Raw genomic sequence first — 18,816 nt, 5'->3', positions numbered from 1 at the left:
GTGTTTAACAACCAGACCATCTTAGTGACAGGCGGTACAGGCTCCTGGGGCTATGAACTAGTCAGGCAGCTTCTGGAGTTCAAGCCGAAGGAAATCAGGATTTTTTCGAGAAACGAATCAAGCCAATTTACGATGGGGCAGGAATTTAAAGAAGACAGCTGCCTGAAATTTTTAATTGGCGACATCAGAGACCGTGAAGCGATGGCTGAAGCTGCCAAAGGAACCGATTATATTTTCCATCTGGCCGCTCTTAAGCACGTTCCGGTTTGTGAGGCACAGCCGCTAGAAGCATTGAAAACGAATGTCCACGGGACACAGAACGTGATTGATGCAGCAATCGCCAATAACGTACGCTCCGTCGTTTACATTTCTACAGACAAAGCTTCCGATCCGTCCAACTTTTACGGATTCTCAAAAGCCATGGGAGAAAGGCTGATCATTCACGCCAATACGCTTGGAACAGCAACAAAGTTTGTCTGCATCAGGGGCGGAAACGTTCTTGGCACGAACGGCAGTGTCATCCACGTGTTCAAAAAACAGATGGCGGAAACGAACAAAGTCGGAATTACTGACTTGAAAATGACCCGTTTTTTCCTGACGCTTCAAGATGCCATTAAGCTGGTCTTCAAAGCTGTTAAAGACAGCGTTGGCGGAGAGATCTTCGTCATGAAGATGCCGACCTGTAAAATTGTGGATCTTGCCGAAGTGCTGATCGAAGAGAGCGGGAAGAAAAATGTGAAAATTGAAACGACCGGGGTAAGGCCGGGAGAAAAAATCCATGAGCTGCTGCTTTCGAATTATGAATGCTCCTACTCCATCATTTATGACGATGAGTATTATGTCATTCTTCCATCTATTTTTATAGAAGGTGTTAAAGAACGGTACGCTGGCTATGAACCTGTAAAACTGGAAAATTACGATTCCAGTGATAACCTGATGTCCAAATCCGAGATCAAGGCGATGCTGCGGAGGGGCGGTTTTCTGTAAATGAACATTCTCGTGCTTGGCGGCGCCGGAATGGCAGGGCACGTCATAAAAGATTACTTCGGGAGCATACCGGCCTTCCGGGTAACCTACACAACAAGAGATTGGACCGATACGAAGGGCATCTATTTAAACATCAGCAACGCTCATGCTATTGAAGAAATCATTGTAGCCATTAAACCTGACCTGGTGATCAATTGTATTGGCCTTTTAAACAGCGCGGCTGAAGAGCAGCCGCTCGCTGCGCTGCAGGCAAACAGCATTTTGCCGCATCAGCTCGTTAAGCTGTTGAACCGTCAGGGTGGAAAGCTGATCCATATCAGCACAGACTGCGTTTTTTCGGGGAAGAAAGGAAATTACAGTGAACAGGACACACCTGACGGAACCTCCTTTTATGCCCAGTCTAAAAGACTTGGAGAGATCTATGACGAGCCGCACTTGACGATCCGGACGTCAATTATCGGCCCTGAACGAAAAGCAAATGGTATCGGCCTGTTCTCCTGGTTTATGAAACAGCACGGAGAAATTAAAGGATATGAGCAGGTTTTCTGGAACGGGGTCACAACACTTGAGCTTGCGAAAGCGATACACAGGCTTGCAGAGGCGGATGCATCCGGTCTGTATCATTTATGCAATCCCTCCAGGATATCGAAATACAGTCTGCTGAAGCTTTTTCAGGAAACGTTTAATAAGGAGGATGTCACCATTCTGCCGGACAGCGAAATCGTGCTTGACCGGACGATTGTTAAGACAAGGACAGATATGCATTATGATGTTCCATCCTACGAAACGATGCTGAAAGAGCTTAAACACTGGATGGACAGACAATGAACCGCATCCTGATCACCGGTGCGAGCGGGTTTACCGGAATCCATGCCTGCCGCTATTTCTCTCAGAAAGGCTATGATGTGACCGGGACATCCAGAAGCATTCCGGATAAGCCGGCTGTACGCTGGATACCGTCTGATCTCCGGGATAAAGAAGCCGTCTTCCAGATGATCAGCGATACAAAGCCTGACCGTATCCTTCATTTGGCGGGAATGAGCCATGCCGGGAAGTCGTGGGGAGACCCCGCTGGTACAATCGAAGCGAATGTGCTGCCGGCTTTATACCTTCTGGAGGCTGTCAGGAAGATGGTTCCCAGCTGCAGGCTCCTGATTACAGGGTCTGCATTGGAGGCGGATCCAAAAGCCCCACCGCACCCCTATAGTCTGAGTAAAACGCTCCAAACCCTTTCCGCACTTGGATTTTCTTCCCTTTACAACTTGCATGTGGTTATTGCCAAGCCATCCAACCTGATTGGTCCGGGTCATTCACAGGGAGTCTGCAGTACTTTTGCCCGAAAAATTGCAGAGGCAGCAGGGCAGTCCGGTGCCGCTGATCTGCACCTGCCAAATCCCCGCGCAAAACGGGATTTTATAGATGTAAGAGATGCCGCTGCAGCCTATGAGATTCTTTTGGAAAACGGAACAGCAGGCACAGTGTACGACGTTTGCTCGGGTGTGCACCGTACCATTCTGGAAATAGCAGAAACATATAAGCAAATCCTTCCGGATGCGGTCCGTATCGAAGCAGCTTCCCAGGGACAAAGGGATGCAAGCATCCCCGGCAGCCCCGCCTTTTTAATGAAGCTTGGATGGAAGCCCGCCTATTCGTTCACAGATTCTCTGAAGGATACATTGGCTTTTTATACGAACACCTGATAATCAGGTGTTTTTTCATGCCCCTGAATCTCCGCTTCTGTCCGTGAGCAATAAACCCATATTGTATTCCAGCGGGTAAAAAAGGGTGTCATCCAATGATGCCAATCCATATCTTATAAGCAGCAGGATTAGAGGGATGAACTGCATGACGGGAGCTGAAAAAATGAAAATACTGCTGGCCACTTATTGGGCCATTCCCCATCTCGGAGGGGTGTGGAATTACATGGTTCAGACAAAAGGATACCTGGAAGCGCTCGGCCACGAGGTGGATCTGCTCGGATACGGGGCGGACAATACGTACATTCACATGGTCAATCAGGACAGAAAGATAAAAAAAGAAGATTTGCTGCCGCTCGTTGCTGCACGGGTAAGCAAACAGGAATACCCGGAAATTTATGAAAACTCCCTGGTGGAATATACGGAAATCCACCGGTATTGCTTTGAGCTCGGAGCTGCGTATCTTGGTCTGGACGGCTATGACATCATTCATACACAGGATGTGCTGGCTGCAACGTGCATCGAACGGGTGAAGCCCGCTGAAACCCCTTTAGTTGCCACTTTGCACGGCTCGGTTGCCCATGAAATCCGCCGCCAGCTGAAGACGATTCATAAGTCGCCGAATGCTTATATTGCAAAAGAATACTACGATGCGCTGGAACGCATGGGAGGGCAAAGTGCTGATAAGACAGTAGTCGCCAACAACTGGCTGAAAGACATTTTAATGGATGAATTCGGTGTGGCTGAAGAGCAGCTGGAAGTGATGCATTACGGTTATATCATGCCTCCGTACGACTACAGCAAGATGAATGATCCGGTCGAAAAACCAAAGGGGAAAAAAGTCATCTTATATTCAGGCAGGCTGGTGGAGCTCAAGGGTGTAAACTACCTGCTGGAAGCGCTCGCCCTGATGAAAGAGACGAATCAGGACTGGGTCTGCTGGATTGCGGGAGACGGAGAGCAAAAGCCGGAGCTTTCCATTGAAACGAGGGTCCTTGGCTTAAGGGATGATGTGAAATTTCTTGGGATCCGCGATGATTTGCCATTGCTCCTTGAGCAGGCTGATGTTTTCGTTCTTCCAAGCTTAATCGAGAATCAGCCGCTGTCCGTCATTGAAGCACAGCTTATGGGAAAAGCGATTGCTGTAAGTGAAACCGGGGGTCTGCCTGAAATGGTGCAGGATGGAGTAACAGGACTCCTCTTTCCGCCGGAAAATGCTGAAAAAATGGCAGAGGTGCTGCTTACCCTGATCGATTGCGATGATTTGAGAGAACGTCTTGGGAAAGCAGCGAGAGATTGGGGAAGGATCCACTGGGATCTTGGTTCAGGGGTTAGAAAGCTCATCAATTTATACGGGCATGTAATGAACAAGTAAAAGGAGGTAATACAAACGTGGAAAAAAAAGGATCAGGGCTGTACGATCGCCAGCTTAGAATTAAGGCTTTGCTGAATTCCATGGCCGCATCTAAATCCGCTGGAAAAGCCGGCGGAGTCCATACAAACATGGAAAGTCTGATGACTCTTTTAAAGGAAAAAGCAGAAATGGGAAATCCCGTTCTGGAAAAAGAGCACAGCGGGAACGTTGCCCCTCTCAATCTGACAGAACCAGTCCAGGACGAAGTCCCTGTCAATCTTGATGGGATGAAACAAGAAACCTTCAGTGCTGTAAAAGAAATGCCGAATGCCAGCCAATTATTCTGGGACGCAATCAACAGAAGGTTTGCCGGAATTGTGGAAACCCCTGTGCAAGACAAGGGAGTGCTTGCCGGCCTTATAGGAACAGGACCATTTGCCGCCAACCCGGAAATCTGGTCAAGGCTTGAGACGGCATTGCCGGACACGTATACACTCCCGAATCCAAAAACGGTTGAAGCTTTAAAGAATATCGTTCAATCCGGCGAATAGAAGGGAAGATTTGATGGAGAAGGCAGTAGTAACAGGGGGATCCGGGTTTATCGGGTCCCATCTTGCGGAAAGCCTGGCGGAGCTCGGGATTGAGGTTCATATCCTCGATCTGAAACCCGCTCCGACCGGAGCGCCCGGTAATGAAAATGTGTTTGTTCATATAACGGATATATGCAGCAGGGAAGCGTATGAAACAGTCAAAAAAATCCGTCCGTCCTTTCTTTTCCACCTTGCGGCACAGGCGGACGTCGGTCTTTCGGTAAAAGATCCCCTTTATGATGAGAAAGTGAACCTGCATGGGACGATTAACATGCTCGAAGCGTGCAAGGAAACAGGTGCGAAAATGATTTTTGCCTCAACGGCTGCTGTATACGGATCCCTTTCAGAAGATGTGCTGAAAGAGACCGATCCTGCAGATCCGACCTCTCCCTATGGCCTCTCCAAGCTTTCCGCAGAATCCTACATGATGCTGTACAGAAAACTCTTTAACGTGCCATGCACCATCCTGAGATATGCAAATGTTTATGGTCCAAGGCAGCTTCCGAAAGGAGACGGCGGGGTCGTTGCGGTCTTTTTGAAAAGCATGGCAGATAAGGGCTTCGTAGATGTACATGGCGATGGCGAGCAGACACGCGATTTTATTTTTGTTAAAGACGTTGCCGCGGCAAATGTGGCAGTGATGCACAAAGGTGACGGTGAAATTTTTCACATCAGCACCGGCAGGACCCATTCGATCAATCAGCTGATCCATGAAATGAAAAGGCATCATTCGGCTGCAGTCAGTGTGAACTATTCAGCCGAACGCACCGGCGATATCCGCCACAGCTGCCTGGATAATGCAAAAGCTCTCAGCTTCCTGAACTGGAAGCCTGCGTACTCCTTCGAGAGAGGGCTTGCTGAAACGTATCACTATTATAAAAGTCACTCAGAGAGCTGAGTTCAAAAAAATTTAAAAATGGAGGATCAGGAAATATGAATCTGGAAAGCATCAAAGGTTCCTATGACGCGATTATCAGTCTGGGAGATCTTTGCCTCGGTTCCATACAGCTGAAAAAAAACAATTTAAGAAATTTTTCCGGTGTGCTGGACTGGATGGCTTCGCCTTTTCTGAAAGATGTGAGCCGCCTTGTAAAAAACAAGTTTATCGGTTTTTTTGACGAAGAAAACCTGCGGATCATCGGCTATGCAGGAGATGATGTAATCTGTGTGGCAGATGATGGCTATAATTTCGTGTCCAATCATGACTTTTATGTAAAGGACGGAAATACCCTCACCTCTCTCGCCTCCTATCCGCAGGTCCGGGAGAAATTTGACCGCCGCATCGAGAGAACGCTTGAAAAAATGGAAAACGGAGAACGGCTGCTGTTCGTGCGGACTGAAGGAAGTCAGGAAGAAGCGGCTGAACTCGAGAAGGTGCTGTCCAAGAGAGTGGCCAATGACTTCTGCATCCTCCTCATCAACCATACCGCCGTTCAAGAGGTCACTCCAATCGACTGGGGTCTGGAAAAAACATGCGTGCTCGAATTTCCCGATACGGAAAAATGGAACAGCAATGATCACTTGTGGCAGGAAGTCCTAAGCGGCATCACCATTAAAGGCGATGCACTGGACGACTACTTTGAATAGATGATGGGAAAAAGCACAGCGGAGAGAGGGATAAGCGATGCCCGGGAAAAAGAAATTCGGAAAATATCTCGTTGTTAAACTGGCTGAGCATGTGTCCAAAATGGAGGGGTATGACCTATCGTTCAGTTCTGTTTTATACAGTCAAAAGGAGAGGGATCACATGTATAACGGAATGCCCGAGAAGAAAAAACACTGCTGCTGCAAAGAATGCAGCTGTAAGGAACACTGCATGAAAGACGGCTGCTGCAAGGAGCACGCGTGGAAGGAAGATCATTGCAAATGCAGGAAGCATCAGTGGAAGGAAGATTCCTGCACATGCGGGAAGCATGCGTGGAAGGAAGATCACTGCACGTACGGGAAGCATTCGTGGCAGGAAGATTACTGCACATGCGGGAAGCATTCGTGGAAAGAAGAAATCCGGTGCTGCAAAGAGCATTACGGCCGCGAAACGCATAACGCATACCTTCCAAAATACGGCAGTTCCGGGTATCCGGTCCACTGTACGAAAGGAATCAAGGAAGAACTGGAAAGGCTGACAGGGCGCACCGTTCTCCTCGGAACGACGGGAGGAGCCATCATCGGCATTGTCGGCCGTCTGACACATGACACGGTCTCGCTAAATCCAATTCCTGGCTTTTTCCCCGCAACCGTTTCCCTCTGTGATATCAGCATTATCTCGGAGCAGTTTGCCGGGCCTCCATCCACAGCAGTCAGCGAAACATTTGCTGTAAATAAAATTTAACCAGGTTAATGGCTGTGAAAAATTAGGCATTCACACAAACGAAACAACCCTCATGCTGCATAGGCTATGATTGACTACAGCAAATGGAGGGATTTTACATGTACGGTTACCATGGTTACGCTGGACACGGCCGCTGCGGCGGATATGGAAGCGGATTTGTACTAATTGTTGTTCTGTTTATCCTTTTGATTATCGTTGGAGCAGCTTACATCGGCTGCTGACAAAACAAAGAGAGCCCGCAGAGGCTCTTTTTTATGCCCTCTTTAAACACGAACATTAAAATTAAATTTATTAATAATAGTTCGTTTTATGGTTGACGGAAGCGGTTTACTTTGATATATTTGCCAAGGGTTATTGAAAAACAACTATCGGAGGGGTTCCCTTGAAACGCATATATGATGTGATCATCGTAGGAGCAGGGCCGGCAGGCATCTTTGCTTCATATGAACTAAACAATCTTCTGCCGGAGGCAAAGATCCTGCTGATCGACAAAGGTCACGACATTTATCGGAGGAATTGTCCGATTCTTCAGAAAAAAATAGAGAAATGCCCGCCGCCGGCTGGCAAGAAAGATTTCTCAGGCTGTCTTCCAGCATGCTCCATCACAAACGGATTTGGAGGAGCAGGTGCTTATTCAGACGGAAAATTCAACATCACCAGTGAATTCGGGGGCTGGATGACCGATTATCTCCCTGAGAGCACGGTCGTCGATTTAATTAAATATGTGGATTCCATTAACCTGAAGCACGGAGCGACAGATACCATCACCGACCCGTTGACATCACAGGTAAAGGATATTGAAAAAAGAGCCTATGCAGCGGGACTGAAGCTCCTTCGCGCTCAGGTCCGCCACCTCGGAACAGAGCAAAACCTTGAAATCCTGAAAAGCATTTATGAATACTTAAAAGAAAAAATCGATATGCAATTTAAAACAGAAGTGGAAGATCTGATCACCGTTAAAGAAGATGGAAAGCATACAGTGAAGGGCATATTGCTCAAAAACGGCGAAGAAATCCATGCCGGCAGAGTGATCGTGACCCCGGGCCGCGACGGCTCTACCTGGCTCGGCAGCATCCTAAAAAAACGGAGACTCGCCATGATCAGCAATCAAGTCGATATCGGTGTCCGTGTAGAGACATCCAATGTCGTCATGCAGGAAATCAATGAACATTTATATGAAGGCAAGTTTATTTTCAATACATCTGTCGGGACGCGTGTCAGAACGTTCTGCAGCAACCCTTCCGGACATGTAGTCGTCGAAAACCACTCCGGAACGATGCTCGCGAACGGCCACGCCTACAAAGACCCGAAGCTTGGGAGCGATAATACCAATTTTGCCCTGCTGGTCTCGCACAAATTTTCCGAGCCTTTCGACCAGCCGAACGAATACGCGCATGAGGTATCGAAGCTTGCAAACAGCCTCTCAAGCGGAGGATTAATCGTTCAGAAATATGGTGATATCCTGAAAGGCCGCCGTTCCACCGCAAACCGGATCAAAGAAGGCTTCCTTGAGCCGACAATGAAAGAAGCAGTACCGGGAGATCTCGGTCTCGCCCTGCCTTACAATACGATGAAAAGCCTGATTGAAATGACAGAAGCACTTGATAAAGTAACACCGGGCCTCGCATCCGAGCATACGCTTTTCTACGGAGTAGAAGCAAAATTCTACTCCGCCCGCCCAAAGCTGTCCGACCGGTTTGAAACCGAAATCGGCGGCCTCTATGTGGGAGGAGACGGCGCAGGCATCACCCGCGGCCTCGCCCAGGCAGGCGCATGCGGCGTCTGGATCGCCCGCGACATCGCCTCCAAAAGACCCGCTCGACAAAAAGAAGAAGTATTCGCCTAAGACAGCCAGTTGGCTGTCTTTTTTTGATTGCGTAAGGCGGAGGTGATGGAATGATGGGCGGAGGTGATGGAATGATGGGCGGAGGTGATGGAATTGTGGGCGGAGGTGATGGAATGATGGGCGGAGGTGATGGAATTGTGGGCGGAGGTGATGGAATAGTGGGAGGAGGTGATGGAATGAGGGGCGGGGGTGATGGAATAGAGGGTGGAGGTGATGGAATAAGCATACTGGATGATTGAAAAATCCGCGAGTGACGAGTAAAAGATTACAAGGGCTTGAAATACACATCATTTTCACCCGTTTTTATGTAAAACATGCTGCTGCATGGACTTTTATTCTCTTTTACCTGTCCTCATACAATAATTCCGAACAGAATGAACTTAATTGCGGACTTTTTAAGGGTAATTGCTGACTTTCAGACATTAATTGCTGACTACCAGGCATTAATTGCTGACTACCAGGCATTAATTGCTGACTTTTTCCTATTAATTGCTGACTTTCAAAGGTTAATTGCTGAAAAGGACTTCCAGAGCTTACTAATCCCAAGGCGTCACCTTCTACTAGACCCCGTCAGATCATATATGATGAAAACTCCGCCCTTTATGCTGAAAATTTAGGATTTATGCTGAATATTTAAGATATATGCTGAATTTTTGGAAGGTTATGCTTAAAATACCAGATATATGATGGAGCCCAGCCCTTTCCCATATGTACCGCCAACGTATTGAGGACACATTCCCGTGCAGCGCCTCCCGTCATGCTAAACCCCCGCCCGTCCCATCTGCAACACCAACTTACTGCGAACACATTCCCGTGCAGCGCCTCCCATTAAGCTGAAACCCAGCTTCCGTCTCACATGCAAAGTCAATGAACTGCAAACCCATTTCCGCCCCACTATGCTGAACCGCACCCCCGTCCCATCCGCCCCGTTATGCTCATCCCCAGCCCCCGCACATCCCAAAGTCTCCCCATTCGCCTATTCCCCGCACATACCCAGCAGCTTCCCAACGTTCTGCCGCCGCGAACCTTTTCCTTCCGCCCCATTCCCGGAAACTCCACCTGAACAAATTACCCTCCAATTTAGGCCAGGGCTTGGGCTTTCTTTACAGGCGGGCCAGACCATTTTTTCATACACTAGTTTGAGTCTTTACAAGCAGCGGACTCCTTTCACTAAGCGAAAAAGGAGCATGTTATGAAAGTGATGACGATTTTAGGAACCCGGCCGGAAGGGATCAAGATGGCTCCGCTGATTCAGTGTTTGAAAAGGGAGCCGGGAGTGAGGCATGTGTTGGTGAACACGGCCCAGCACAGGGAGATGCTGGATCATGTTTTGGATTTGTTTGGGCTTGTGCCTGATTACGATTTTAATATAATGAAGTCCGTCCAGACACCTGAGAGCGTCAGTGCTGAGATTTTAATGAGACTGGGGCCGGTGCTGGATGCCGAGAAGCCGGATGTTGTGCTTGTCCACGGGGATACAACGACGGCATTTGTGAGCAGCTATGCTTCTTATTTGAAAAAAATCCCGGTCGGGCATGTGGAAGCGGGGCTGCGTTCCGGCGACCGCTATTCTCCGTTCCCTGAAGAGATGAACCGGAAAATGATCGATCAGCTGGCGACTCACCATTTTGCTGTGACGGATGCAAACCGGCAGAATCTTCTCGCTGAAGGCATCGCACCTGAACAGATCATTGTCATCGGAAATACAGTCATTGATGCCCTCTTAAATACAGCATCTATGCCATTCACACCTAACCCCGTACTGGATGTAAAAGGTAAGATCCTCCTCGTTACGACCCACAGACGGGAAAATCTCCATAAGCTTCAAGGTGTATATGAAGCGCTCAATCTCCTCGTCCAAACCTATCCCGAGTTGACTGTCATCTTTCCGGTTCATAAAAACCCCCTCGTCCGCAGTGAAGTCCACAAGTTCCTTCATTCCCATGAACGGGTTCTGATCACCGAACCGCTCGATTACCTCGAATTTACCCATCTTATGAAGCGTTCTTATCTTGTCCTTACCGATTCAGGCGGCATCCAGGAGGAAGCGCCGGCTCTGAATGTTCCTGTTTTCGTTGCGCGTGAAAACACGGAACGGCCAGAGGGCGAGCGTGCCGGAACGATCAAGCTGACTGGTCTGACGAAAGAGCGGATTCTTTTTGACATTAAACAGGTGCTTGATTACCCGGAAGCTTACCGGAAAATGGCCCAGGCTGAGAACCCGTATGGAGACGGCCGGGCATCGGAGCGTATTAAAAATCATTTAGTCAGCATTTATAGAGGAGAGGATCACCGCTCATGATTACAATCAGTTTATGTATGATTGTTAAAAACGAAGAAGATGTCATTGCCAGATGCCTGGAATCGGTGAAGGGGATTGCAGATGAAATCATTATCATCGACACCGGTTCTACGGATGACACGAAGAAAATCGTTTCCAGATTTACGAAAAAGGTGTATGACTTCAAATGGGTGGATGACTTTGCAAAAGCCCGTAATTTTGCCTTCAAGAAAGCAACAAAGGAATACATTCTCTGGCTGGATGCGGACGATGTTTTTCTTGAGGGAGACCGGAAAAAGTTTAAAAAGCTGAAAAAAGAACTGAATCCTTCAGTAGATTCTGTATCGATGTTCTACAACCTTGCCATGGACGAACATGGCAACCCCGTCACTCGCTTGAGGAGAAACCGTCTGGTAAAAAGAAGCCGGAACTTCAGGTGGATCGGGCCCGTACATGAGTTCCTGGAGGTTGGCGGACACATTGAGATGAGTGATATTGCCGTTACACATGCGAGCATCCATCATGATTCAGACCGAAATCTCCGCATCTATGAAAACCGGCTGAAGCAGGGGGAGGAATTTTCTCCAAGGGATACGTATTACTTTGCAAATGAGCTGAAGGACCACGGTCTGTTCGAGCGGGCGATAGAATATTATGAAAAATTTCTTGCAGGCGGTCAGGGCTGGATAGAGGATAACATCTCGGCCTGCGGCAAGCTGTCAGACTGCTATCACGAAACGGGAGACCATGAAAAAATGACCGTCAGCATTCTCCGTTCCTTTACGTACGGTGTTCCAAGGCCGGAATTCTGCTGCCGGCTCGCTTATACGTTTTTTGAAAAGGGAGACTATCCTGCTGCCATTCACTGGTACAAACAGGCACTCGATAACGGTGTTCCCGCAGATACGTGGGGCATATACAACCATGCGTATTCCGGTTACATTCCGCACCTCCAGCTTTGTGTCTGCTATGACCGTCTTGGCGATCATGAGACGGCATACCGCCATAATGAGCTGGCCGGCGCCATCCGCCCGGACAGCAAACAGTATTTGTACAACAAAAACTACTTTCAGCAGCTTGAAGAGTTAAAAAAGGAAGGCGGTGAATCGTGAAAAAAGTTCTCGTCGGAAGCCCCATTCATCAGAAGCCGGAAATACTGGAAGAGTTTCTGTATTCGCTAGAACATCTGGATTCTGCTGGAATCATGCTTGATTATTACTTTATCGATGATAATACGGCCCCTGGTTCCTCCAGGCTGTTGCAGGATTTTCAGCAAAAAACGCCAAGAACGTTGATCCAGCCGTCCTCCTTCAGCGACTATTACGCAAAAGATGATGCTACTCATTACTGGAATGAGCACCTCGTTTGGAAGGTGGCGGGATTTAAAGATTCCATCATCAGTCATGCGGCAGAGAACGAATATGATTATCTTTTTCTCGTAGACTCCGACCTGCTCCTTTATCCAGAGACAATCCGTCATCTGATCGCCCAGGATAAAGACATTATTTCAGAGGTGTTCTGGACGAAGTGGCAGCCGTATGCAATGGAGCAGCCGCAAGTTTGGCTCTCAGATGAATACACGCAATACCGGAAAGGGAGAAACGAAGAGCTCAGTCCGGAAGAGTCGAACACCCGCTTTCACGAGTTTATCAATCAGATGAAGGTGCCTGGGCAATACGAAGTCGGCGGACTCGGAGCGTGCACGTTGCTCTCGCTGAATGCTCTTAAAAAAGGGGTCGCGTTTAAGGAAATACCGAACTTATCCTTTTGGGGAGAGGATAGACATTTTTCGATCCGTGCGGCAGCGCTCGGACTATCGCTCTGGGCAGATACGTGCTATCCTCCATACCATATTTACAGGGATTCCGATCTGGGCGGGACGGAAGCGTTTTTTAGGAAAGTGCATAGGAAGCCGAGAATCAAAGTGATTGAAAAACCGAAGATTACCCTTTCGATGGTCGTGAAAAATGAAGAAAACCGGTATCTGAAAGACGTCTTGAAACATCATGCCCCATGCATTGATTATGCAGTGATCATTAATGACGGAAGCACAGACCGGACAGCGGATATCTGCCGCGAAGGGTTAAGCGGGGTGCCGCATTTAATTGTGCATAATGTTGAATCAAGATTCAGCAATGAAATCACCCTACGCCGGCAGCAGTGGGAGGAGACGATCGCGACGGATCCGGGCTGGATTTTGAGCCTGGACGCTGATGAGATGCTTGAAACCGGATTCTGCCCAGATCTCCGCAAGCTGACGCAAAGCAAGGATTACGAGCTGTTTTCTTTTCGCCTGTTTGATTTCTGGAGTGAAACGCACTACCGGGAAGACCCGATGTGGAGGGCACACCAGTTTTACAGACCGTTTTTATTAAAATATAAAAGAGACTTTCCGTATCAATGGAAAGAAAGTGCTCTGCACTGCGGCCGTTTCCCAGAGAACATTTTCCAGCAGCCTAACGGCCTTTCTTCCATCCGCATCAAGCACTTTGGATGGGCGAGAGAGGCTGACCGGGTGGCAAAATACGAGCGTTACAGAAAGCTCGATCCGGATTATCTGTATGGTGTTAAGGAGCAGTATGAATCCATTCTCGATCCGCATCCCAACTTAATCGAGTGGAGCGATTAACAGCCGGAGTCTATCCGGCTGTTTTTACGTTATCAATTTTTAACAGCTTTCGGCCAGAACACCAAGAAGTTTGAAGAGCGTGGTTTTAAGATTGAATGGTCTGCACCGCTGATGTCCGAAACCAATTGAACAGATAAAAAGCCGGCTGAAAAGGGAACCCTCCATCAGCCGGCTTTTTTCAGAAAAGGAAAACCGGGTTTCCTTAAAATCCATTCATCCTCCTGATATAAACCGCTTCAGCGGTTCATATAGTAGAAAAAGAGTATGGGCAGGAGGCGGGGGAAGGGTGGACAGGAGTTACCTGATAAAACCTCAGATCGGCGGAAAGCTCCCGGAAATATCTTTCGGGAGAGGCGTTTATTTGTACGGGGCAGACGGCAGGGACTATTTGGACGGGTCTTCGGGTGCGATCACGTGCAGCATTGGCCATGGAATTAAGGAAGTGGCTGAAGCCATGCATACCCAGGCTAAGAAAATATCGTTTGTATACAGATCTCAGTTTACAAGTGCTGCTGCGGAAGCATTGGCGGCCAAGATCGCCGAGTGGCTTCCGGGTGATCTGAACCACAGTTTTTTTGTTAACAGCGGTTCGGAAGCAGCAGAGACCGCGATGAAAATGGCGATCCAGTATTGGCAGGAAAAAGGAGAGCCTTCTAAAACTATCGTCCTGTCAAGATGGAGAAGCTATCACGGCATTACGATGGGGGCTCTGTCCCTCTCCGGGTTTCCTGAAAGGAGAGAGCGTTTTCAATACCATATGTCAGGGGTGCCCGATATTGCGCCGCCGTATTGTGCGAGATGCCCGTTCGGAAAGGTTTATCCGGAGTGCGGCCTCATGTGTGCAGAAGATCTGGAGCGGTCCATCAAAAGAAGAGGCAGGCAGAATATAGCGGCTTTCATCGCAGAGCCTATTGTCGGAGCTGCAGGGGCATGCCTCGTTCCCCCGGCAGGTTATTACGAAAAAATCAGGGAAATCTGCACCGCTAATGAAATCCTTTTTATCGCAGATGAAGTGATGACGGGGATGGGCAGGACGGGAAACGTGCTTGGGATTCAGCATTGGGACTGTCAGCCTGACCTTGCTGTACTCGGGAAAGGGCTGGGGGCAGGGTATGCACCGATCGCCGCAGTTGTAGCTACTGACAGGGTGATGGAGGCATTTTTGCAGGGAAGCCGGAGCATTATGAGCGGACACACCTACAGCGCCAACCCTCAATCAGCGGCAGCTTCTCTAGCTGTCTTGCAGTATATCGAAAACAATCATCTGATTCTTAACGCTGAACAGCAGGGAGACAGGCTGAAGACGATGATTACAGAACTTGATGAACCGTTCATTGGCGATGTAAGAGGGAAAGGGCTGCTGATCGGGATCGAGCTGGTACAGGATCGGGCATCCATGAAGCCATTTTTGAAAAAGCAGGCGGCAGGAGCCAGGCTGATCGAGCTGGCATTTAAAAACGGTCTTCTGCTTTATCCCGCCAGTGCAGGCGTTGAAGGGGGAGACGGGGATGCGGTAATTGCTGCACCGCCGCTGACGATAAATGACAGGGAACTGGCTGAATTCATGAAGCGGTTCACGAAAGCCTGTTCCGCTTTCAGGGCAGAGCAGAGGGAGGGGGTACCAGATGGAGGGCATGAATAAAACCCGGTCCATAGAAGAAGCGATAGCCTGCATTCAGGATGGTTCATCGATCATGATTGGGGGATTCGGCGGTGTTGGCTCTCCTCCCTCCCTGATCGATGCCATCCTGGAAAAAGGAGTGAAAGATCTTCATATCATCTGCAACGATGCCGGCTTTCCGGCAATTGGAGCGGGGAGACTGATCACGGCTGGGAGGGCGAGGAAGCTGACCGCCTCCCATATCGGTTCAAACCCTGTGGCAGGCAGGCTGATGACAGAAGGGAAGCTTGAGGTCGAATTTTCCCCTCAGGGAACACTCGCTGAAAGAATCCGGGCAGGCGGTACAGGCCTTGGCGGGATTCTGACCGATATCGGCATCGATATAGAAGAAGTCAGGGGAAGCAAGCAGATCATCCATACCGGGGGGAAGGAATATTTGCTTGAGCCGGCAATACGCGCCGATCTTGCGATACTCTTCTGCGGGGCTGCAGATGAGTGGGGGAATCTGACGTACTGTAAAAGTGCACGGAATATGAACCCTCTTATGGCGATGGCGGCAGATTACACAGCTGCAGAGGCGGAGGAAATTCTTGCGGCAGGGTCGCTGCCGGGAGATCAGATCGTTACACCTGGATTATTTATCCAGACGGTCGTGCAAAGCAGGGGAGTGAACTGGCAATGGGTATGGGAGCAGAAATGAAGCTAAAAATCGCCAAGCGGGCTGCAAAAGAGATCAAAGAAGGCATGGTCGTGAATCTCGGAATCGGTATACCATCCCTCGTTCCGAATTTCCTGCCTGCCGGGTTTCCGGTCATGATCCAGGCAGAGAACGGGATTCTCGGAATCGGAGCGGAGCCTTCTCCCGGAAAGGAGGAGTGGGAGCTTTGCAATGCGGCCGGCTATCCGGTGACAGAAGCGAAAGGTGTGTCGTATTTTGATACAGCTCTTGCCTTCGGGATGATCCGCAGCGGTGCAATCGATCTGACTATCCTTGGTTCCCTTCAGGTCAGCGAAGCCGGGGATCTCGCGAATTGGATTGTACCGGGAAAAACGATACCGGGGATGGGCGGCGCAATGGAGCTTGCCCAAAAAGCGAAAAAAGTGATTGTCGTCATGAGCCATCTTGATAAAAATGGGCGGCCGAAGATCGTCGAAACGTGCACACTCCCGCTGACAGCGAGAAGGTGTGTCAGCCGCATCATCACCGATATGGCAGTGATCGATGTAACGGAGAATGGACTTTTACTTGCCGAAGTCATGGAGCCTTTTACGCTTCAGGAAGTGGCCGATTGCACGGCTGCGCAACTAAAAGCGGAATCATGAAAGGATGAGGGCATGGATCAGCAACAGGCGGCTATCTGCCAATGGCTTGACAAAAATGAGCACCGCGCAATAAGACTCCTCCAAAAGCTCGTCGAACAGCCAAGCACACAGGGAAACGAAGCGGCAGCACAGGCGATTGTCCTTGAAAAATGCCGGCAAATCGGGTTAAGCATCGATGTGTGGGAGCCTGGAGGCAAAAAGCTCGTCCAGCACCAACATTTTTCATCCACCCGGACGAATTTTAAAGAAAGTCCAAATATTGCTGCTGTTTGGAAGGGAAGCGGCGGGGGAAAGTCGCTCCTGTTTAACGGCCATATCGATGTGGTGCCGGAAGGGGACCCGACTCAATGGGTTCATGACCCGTATACTCCGAAGTTTGAGGACGGAAAGGTGTATGGACGGGGGACATCAGATATGAAGGGCGGAAATGCAGCAATGCTGATGGCCATTGAGGCACTGGTCAAATGCAGGGCTGAGCTGAAGGGCGATCTGATCTTTCAAAGCGTGATCGAGGAAGAGAGCGGGGGAGCCGGTACGCTCGATGCGATCCTGCGCGGTTACCGTGCAGATGGAGCCATTATCCCCGAACCGACGAAAATGAAAATTTTCCCGAAACAGCAGGGGTCGATGTGGTTTAAGGTGGCCGTGAGAGGAAAATCAGCCCATGGCGGAACGAGATATGAAGGCGTCTCTGCCATTGAGAAGGCGATGATCGTCATCCGCTGCTTCCGTGAACTTGAGAAGCTCCGCAACGTACGAATCACCGATCCTCTTTATTCCGCTACTCCGATTCCCGTCCCGATCAACATCGGGAAAATATCGGGCGGAACGTGGCCATCCTCTGTTCCGGATGAAGTCATTCTCGAAGGAAGATGCGGTATAGCACCAGACGAACAGCCGGAAGAGGTCCAAAAAGAAGTGCAAGAGTACCTCAGCAGGCTGCCGGAGCACGATTCATGGTTTGAAGAGCATCCGGTAAGCCTGCAATGGTTTGGGGCGCGATGGCTCCCAAACAGCCTTGAGCCGGACCATCCGCTAGTTAAGGGTCTTGCTTCCAGCTGCCGGACGGTTACTGGAAAAGACCCGGTTCTCGAAGCTTCGCCGTGGGGAACGGACGGGGGGATGCTCGCAGCTGCAGGAGGAATCCCAACCGTTGTGTTCGGACCTGGAATTACAGAAACCGCCCATCATCCGAATGAGTATATTCCAATAAAAAATGTGATGGAATCGGCCAAAATTATGGCATTGTTCGCCCTGAACTGGTGCCGGGCGGACTAAGATGCCCGGGCGGAAGGGGGATTAGGATGAAAGAAATCATAAGAGTTGAAGGGAAAGGAAAAGCAGCAGTCTTTTTTGACACTTACAACAGCCGGTGCAGGGTGGATGATTATTCAGGAAATTTCAAGGTGCTTGCAGAACGCCTGATAGAAGAATGCGAGTCCCGTAAAGTGAATAAGCTGATCTGGAAAGTAAAGGCTTCAGACTGCCTTAAAGCATTTGAGACCGGAATGCATGCAGAGGGTGCAGATCCGTTTTATTTCAGGGGGGAGACGTGCTGGTTCTTTGCGATGTTTTTTTCAGAAGAGAGAAGAAAAACAACCCGCTGGAAGGAAGAAGACCGGATTCTCCGTGATGCCTGCACACTTTTTACAGGAGAGTCGGATTCCGGACTGGATGCCCGCGTGAGAGCGGCGCTGCCGGAAGATGCGGTAACCCTCTCTTCCTTTTATAAAAAAATGTTCACTCTTTATCCGGTTCCTATAGCAGACCCGGACTATATCCTGCATTCGATGGAAGAGGGAACGGTCTATATGATCGTGGAAGAAAAAGGGGAGACAGTAAGTGCTGCCTCGGCAGAGACCGATTTTGTAAACCGGAACGCGGAAATTTCCGATTGCGCGACCCTCCCAGGTTATCGAAATCAGGGCCTGCTTAAGCAGTTAATCACAGCTCTTGAAAAAGAACTGGCGGGAATGGAAATATACTCCGCCTATTCCCTTTCAAGAGCAGGATCGTTCGGGATGAACCGGTCGCTCTATCAGTCCGGCTACATGTATGGAGGCAGGCTGCTTAACAATTGCTATATAGGAGACGGACTCGAGAATATGAATCTCTGGTATAAGGATTTATCAAAATAAGTGAAGCCAGGCAACTTTCCG

19 protein-coding genes and 1 pseudogene are annotated in these 18,816 nt (G+C 49.3%); 19 read left to right on the top strand and 1 reads right to left on the bottom strand.

From position 1 onward, the window contains the following. The 11 genes and pseudogenes from GKZ89_RS01400 to GKZ89_RS01350 all read left to right on the top strand — a co-directional run bounded on the left by GKZ89_RS01400 (position 1) and on the right by GKZ89_RS01350 (position 9,042). Entirely contained in the window at positions 1-987 is a 987-nt protein-coding gene (locus tag GKZ89_RS01400; protein WP_162356344.1) for a polysaccharide biosynthesis protein, read from the top strand. Beyond that, positions 988-1,815 carry a dTDP-4-dehydrorhamnose reductase family protein gene (locus GKZ89_RS01395; protein WP_155110591.1) on the top strand — a complete coding sequence of 276 codons (828 nt, stop codon included), beginning with the start codon at positions 988-990 and terminating at the stop codon, positions 1,813-1,815. After that, positions 1,812-2,687 carry an NAD-dependent epimerase/dehydratase family protein gene (locus tag GKZ89_RS01390; protein WP_155110590.1) on the top strand — a complete coding sequence of 292 codons (876 nt, stop codon included), beginning with the start codon at positions 1,812-1,814 and terminating at the stop codon, positions 2,685-2,687. Before GKZ89_RS01395 ends, GKZ89_RS01390 begins: the two co-directional genes overlap by 4 nt. Before the next feature lie 163 nt (positions 2,688-2,850). Beyond that, the gene (locus tag GKZ89_RS01385) at positions 2,851-4,059 is read left to right on the top strand and encodes a glycosyltransferase family 4 protein (protein WP_155110589.1); all 1,209 of its coding nucleotides are present in this window, start codon (positions 2,851-2,853) and stop codon (positions 4,057-4,059) included. A 17-nt stretch (positions 4,060-4,076) separates the two neighbouring features. After that, positions 4,077-4,589 (top strand): hypothetical protein, encoded by a 513-nt coding sequence (locus tag GKZ89_RS01380; RefSeq protein WP_155110588.1) that lies wholly within the window; start codon positions 4,077-4,079, stop codon positions 4,587-4,589. Positions 4,590-4,602: 13 nt separating this feature from the next. Then, positions 4,603-5,526, top strand: a complete 924-nt coding sequence (locus GKZ89_RS01375; protein ID WP_155110587.1) for a GDP-mannose 4,6-dehydratase — start codon at positions 4,603-4,605, stop codon at positions 5,524-5,526. Between the two features lie 35 nt (positions 5,527-5,561). Next, on the top strand, positions 5,562-6,215 hold the full coding sequence (locus GKZ89_RS01370; RefSeq protein WP_155110586.1) for a DUF1796 family putative cysteine peptidase: 654 nt from the start codon (positions 5,562-5,564) through the stop codon (positions 6,213-6,215). Positions 6,216-6,252: 37 nt separating this feature from the next. Continuing rightward, positions 6,253-6,957, top strand: a complete 705-nt coding sequence (locus tag GKZ89_RS01365) for a hypothetical protein (RefSeq protein WP_155110585.1) — start codon at positions 6,253-6,255, stop codon at positions 6,955-6,957. A 137-nt stretch (positions 6,958-7,094) separates the two neighbouring features. Then, a pseudogene (locus GKZ89_RS01360) lies at positions 7,095-7,178 on the top strand (YjcZ family sporulation protein); the annotation flags it as partial. 161 nt (positions 7,179-7,339) lie between these two features. Next, the gene (locus tag GKZ89_RS01355; RefSeq protein WP_155110583.1) at positions 7,340-8,803 is read left to right on the top strand and encodes an NAD(P)/FAD-dependent oxidoreductase; all 1,464 of its coding nucleotides are present in this window, start codon (positions 7,340-7,342) and stop codon (positions 8,801-8,803) included. Positions 8,804-8,853: 50 nt separating this feature from the next. After that, complete coding sequence (locus GKZ89_RS01350; protein ID WP_155110582.1) at positions 8,854-9,042, top strand: hypothetical protein; 189 nt, start codon at positions 8,854-8,856, stop codon at positions 9,040-9,042. A gap of 103 nt (positions 9,043-9,145) precedes the next feature. Here the strand turns inward: GKZ89_RS01350 and GKZ89_RS01345 are convergent, their stop codons facing one another. Beyond that, positions 9,146-9,349 carry a hypothetical protein gene (locus tag GKZ89_RS01345; RefSeq protein ID WP_155110581.1) on the bottom strand — a complete coding sequence of 68 codons (204 nt, stop codon included), beginning with the start codon at positions 9,347-9,349 and terminating at the stop codon, positions 9,146-9,148. 646 nt (positions 9,350-9,995) lie between these two features. Between GKZ89_RS01345 and wecB the strand changes: the two genes are divergently transcribed. From wecB to ablB, 8 genes are all read left to right on the top strand, one after another. Further along, the gene (gene wecB / locus GKZ89_RS01340) at positions 9,996-11,105 is read left to right on the top strand and encodes a non-hydrolyzing UDP-N-acetylglucosamine 2-epimerase (RefSeq protein WP_155110580.1); all 1,110 of its coding nucleotides are present in this window, start codon (positions 9,996-9,998) and stop codon (positions 11,103-11,105) included. Continuing rightward, a complete protein-coding gene (locus tag GKZ89_RS01335) occupies positions 11,102-12,196 on the top strand; it encodes a tetratricopeptide repeat-containing glycosyltransferase family 2 protein (RefSeq protein WP_155110579.1) in 1,095 nt (364 codons plus the stop codon). Before wecB ends, GKZ89_RS01335 begins: the two co-directional genes overlap by 4 nt. Continuing rightward, positions 12,193-13,713 carry a glycosyltransferase family protein gene (locus GKZ89_RS01330; RefSeq protein WP_338324873.1) on the top strand — a complete coding sequence of 507 codons (1,521 nt, stop codon included), beginning with the start codon at positions 12,193-12,195 and terminating at the stop codon, positions 13,711-13,713. Before GKZ89_RS01335 ends, GKZ89_RS01330 begins: the two co-directional genes overlap by 4 nt. Positions 13,714-13,999: 286 nt before the next feature. Further along, the gene (locus GKZ89_RS01325; protein ID WP_162356342.1) at positions 14,000-15,355 is read left to right on the top strand and encodes an aspartate aminotransferase family protein; all 1,356 of its coding nucleotides are present in this window, start codon (positions 14,000-14,002) and stop codon (positions 15,353-15,355) included. Next, entirely contained in the window at positions 15,339-16,034 is a 696-nt protein-coding gene (locus GKZ89_RS01320; RefSeq protein ID WP_155110578.1) for a CoA transferase subunit A, read from the top strand. The genes GKZ89_RS01325 and GKZ89_RS01320 overlap by 17 nt, the downstream gene beginning before the upstream one ends. Beyond that, complete coding sequence (locus GKZ89_RS01315) at positions 16,013-16,657, top strand: 3-oxoacid CoA-transferase subunit B (protein WP_155110577.1); 645 nt, start codon at positions 16,013-16,015, stop codon at positions 16,655-16,657. Before GKZ89_RS01320 ends, GKZ89_RS01315 begins: the two co-directional genes overlap by 22 nt. A 12-nt stretch (positions 16,658-16,669) precedes the next feature. Next, positions 16,670-17,935 carry a peptidase gene (locus GKZ89_RS01310; RefSeq protein WP_155110576.1) on the top strand — a complete coding sequence of 422 codons (1,266 nt, stop codon included), beginning with the start codon at positions 16,670-16,672 and terminating at the stop codon, positions 17,933-17,935. 26 nt (positions 17,936-17,961) lie between these two features. Next, entirely contained in the window at positions 17,962-18,795 is an 834-nt protein-coding gene (ablB, locus tag GKZ89_RS01305; RefSeq protein WP_155110575.1) for a putative beta-lysine N-acetyltransferase, read from the top strand. Positions 18,796-18,816: the final 21 nt, after the last annotated feature.

Origin of the sequence: Metabacillus mangrovi (assembly GCF_009711125.1) — a bacterium.
In the GTDB taxonomy this organism is placed as follows: Bacteria; Bacillota; Bacilli; order Bacillales; family Bacillaceae; genus Metabacillus_B; species Metabacillus_B mangrovi.
This window is presented reverse-complemented; position numbering and strand designations above follow the sequence as displayed.